The sequence below is a fragment of the Deltaproteobacteria bacterium genome, from assembly GCA_029860075.1.
GTDB lineage: Bacteria > Desulfobacterota > JADFVX01 > JADFVX01 > JADFVX01 > JAOUBX01.
The window spans coordinates 1-3201 of record JAOUBX010000157.1; the positions used below are offsets into that span (position 1 = coordinate 1).

The window sequence follows — 3201 nt, forward strand, 5'->3', positions numbered from 1 at the left end:
CCTATGGTTGGGGGTTGTCGTACCAATACCAACCCTGTTATTGACCACATCGATGTAAAGCGTCCCCGAATCAAAATCCTGATCAGCAGTACCATTTTTAAGGGCAACATCAGAGGGAAGAGAAGCAGATGAAATACTTGTCAATCCCGAACCGTCACCGATAAAAGCAGCAGCTTTTACCGTACCCGCCACATCGAGCGCCTCCGTCGGAGCCGCCGTCCCTATCCCCACCTTGCCGCTAACCTGCGTGAGCGGTGTCCCTTCATAAACAGGCATCTCCGTCGTCGTACCGGTTCCAGACAAAGAGGTATAGGTAACGTCTCCCTCCCCCATGTACTCCATGGTTACGTAAACAGGATCGACAAATGTTCCACCGCTTGATCGCCACACCCGGAGTATCGTCGCAAATGCATCCGTCTTCACCTGCAAGCCGATGTCGTCAAATCTGGGCCCAATGCTGGCTATCGGCAACACCTCGCGCCACTCCCCACCTGTCGTGCCATTACTCGACACTATCAGATATTGCTTCGCATTTGAACGCCCATATGACAGGCTCACCCTTATGGGGTGACTTACGTAATATTTATAAAAACTGCCTAGCTCTATATAACTGCCCAGACCTGTCGCTATTGTCCTATTCTCCTCATATATGCGCCATTGGGATTTACAATCACCGCTCAGACACAGCGAATCCGCTTTCACCGAACCTGCCACATCAAGCGCTTCAGTAGGCATAGATGTCCCTATACCCACTTTACCACCTGTAAAGGTGGCATTTCCCGAAATATTTGACCAAACATTGCTCCCTGATTCGTCAGTCCCGCAAACAATATTTCCGCCCGCATCCGTATCCAGGCTGTCACAATCGGAAATACTGGTTTTGATATTTCCGTTAACGATTAAATCCCCCGCTGCATAGGCCTGTGCATAGACCATCGACATCACCACCGTGTATATTAATATAAGCTTCTTCATGACTCCTCCTTCACATTAAGCCTTTAATTTCATATAAATAAAATAATTAGAAAAACTTTAGCCATTAAGGCGAAATTTCAATATTTTCAATGGTTAAAGTGCCGTTATTTAGCGTTATATCACCGTACAGTGTTGTAACACCCGCAACAGATGAATAATCCGAATTATAGCCGCCCTCCAACGTTACTGAAATGGGCCAATTTAAATTAACGATTTCTGTGAGTCCCGTCATCTTCATCTGAATCGTAACAGCAGACATTCCTTCAGTATGTGCATGTTCATAAGCAGCCTGAATGGAGGTGAAATATATTGGCGTTGTGCCTCCAATCCGCACGAGCTGATCTGTATAATTAAAAGAAGCGGTAACCGTTGTATCTGCATTTAGAGTAACCGTACAGTTACCTGTGCCGCTGCACCCGCCGCCATTCCAGCCGGTAAAGACAGACCCCGTACCAGGCACGGCAGTTAAAGAAACACTGGAACCATGCGTAAAGGCAGCAGAACAGTTGATCCCGCAATCTATACCCGCAGGAAGGCTGGCTACCGTTCCTCCATCTTGAGGTACAGTATTCACATTAAGATTGTTACCAAAACTCGCTGAAAGCTGACATTCTGCAGTAACCGGCCCTGTTATATAAGTATTGCCGACGAGCCCCCCCCCACAGTCGCTTTCTACCGACAATAAATGATTGCCAATGTCCGGTTCTATCAAAAAGCTGGTAGCGTTACCGTAAACCACGGTTGCCTGAGCTGGTGTGATAGTACCTCCTGCTCCCGCCGTCGCCGTTACCGTGTGGGCAAGGTCGGTAAATGAGGCCGTCACGGTACAATCGGCGGTGATGGCATCCGTCACAAAACTGTTATCCGTTACCAAGATACCACCACAGCCGGTCACTGACTCGATGTCATAACCCGCATCGGGTATGATCGCATAAGTAATAACCGAACCCGTATCCACCATAAGCGGATAATCAGGATACATCGTTCCGCCTGAACTGATATTAGTCATTACAACCAGTTGTAGACCGAAAGAGCCCGTAAAATCAACCCATACAGGATCATTACCGTCAACCGCATTTGTGTCCCCCAAGCGGCCATTACTGTTACCTGCATTGTCCCAAGCTATCTGACCATTTCCTTCATCCATGCGCCAGTTGCCTGCCAATCCAGCCTCATTACCCTGAACAAGAATATTCATATTGTCTGAGACTTCCTGTGCTGTTCTCACATCACTCCAGAAACGAACTTCATCAATGAGTCCATCAAAAGCAACATCAGATGTATTATTATTTCTCGTACCGATAGTGAGGGGTACATTATTATCCATACTGTTTGTTCCAATATTATCAAAGACTACAGTGGTTAACGGATCTTCCGCCCCGTCAACATAGAGTTTAATGCCTGAACCACCATTTCCGTCATAGGTAACTGCCACATGATGCCACTGCCCATCGATAACATCAACTCCACCATCTACATGTAAATAATGAGTACTATCAGCCATCATAAAAAATGAAAACTGATCATTTTCTTCATCATTAATCATCAAATAATAACCTCGTGTACCAATAGTCGTATCCTGTTTGGCAATAACAATATGATTTCCTGTTACTTTCTCATCAGCCTTAACCCATGCTTCCAGCGTAAATGGCATGGCACTGTACAAATTGAATCCGGATGCATTTTCGAAAATCACAACATCATCAACACCATCAAATTGAAGCGCATTTGTGGTAGGCAATTCCTCAATAGGCGATGAAAAATAGGCCTCGATACTGCGATTGGTAGTCACATTGGTAAAGGTATAGGACGGTACGGCTCCCACCGAAGTTCCATCGACAAGGACATCCTGGATGCGAAGGTTCTGGCTGGGCGTTATGGTAAATGCCGCACTTCCCCCCTCTTCCACATAATTCACCTTATTTGAGGGCGTTATCGTCCCGTTCGGACCCGCTGTTGCCGTTATGATGTACTGCTTCTTCGATACCCCCCAGGCATCATACCACGCCGGATCACGCGTCTCGACATTCCCGTTGGTCCCAAGATACCCAAGACTCCTTCCCGTCATGTCTCCTGCCACCTGACCCTGACCCTCGTTCATAGGCCAGTTCGATATGAGGCCGGCCTCCCCCGGCCCAAACTGCCCATCCATACCGGCATAGATCTCTTCGGACGGCCGCACTACGCTCCAAACACGTGCACCGGAGATTAAACCATCGAAATAAA

2 protein-coding genes are annotated in these 3201 nt (G+C 47.3%); both read right to left on the reverse strand.

The genetic code is table 11. The features are described 5' to 3' along the window. Window positions 1-975 (reverse strand): hypothetical protein (locus tag OEV42_21425; GenBank protein ID MDH3976831.1); only part of this gene is annotated, 975 nt, incomplete at its 3' end. 64 nt (window positions 976-1039) lie between these two features. After that, on the reverse strand, window positions 1040-3201 hold a 2162-nt coding region (locus OEV42_21430), incomplete at its 5' end, for a LamG domain-containing protein (protein MDH3976832.1).